Genomic DNA, 236 nt, shown 5'->3' with positions numbered 1-236 from the left:
GATTAGCGACTTCGTAATTGGCAATCCAAGCCCTGTTCCACCATATTCACGCGTGGTTGAAGACGCTGCTTGTTCAAATCGTTCAAAGAGCCTGTTTACAACATTTTTTGGAATACCAATACCTGTGTCTGAAACAATAGCGCAAAATTGTGCATCGTCAGGTAGTTTAAACTCAACCGTTACACCTCCTTTGTGTGTAAACTTAATTGCGTTGCATATTATGTTTACAAACACCC

Annotated in this window: 1 protein-coding gene; it reads right to left on the bottom strand. The window is 40.7% G+C overall.

The window, feature by feature from the left end:
* A partial coding sequence (locus tag R2R70_RS23180; protein WP_410979372.1) for an ATP-binding protein occupies window positions 1-236 on the bottom strand: 236 nt, incomplete at both ends.

Source organism: Cobetia sp. SIMBA_158, from assembly GCF_046566945.1.
GTDB lineage: Bacteria > Pseudomonadota > Gammaproteobacteria > Pseudomonadales > Halomonadaceae > Cobetia > Cobetia amphilecti.
The sequence above is the reverse complement of the archived record's forward strand: the minus strand, read 5'-3'. Positions and strand labels throughout refer to the sequence as shown.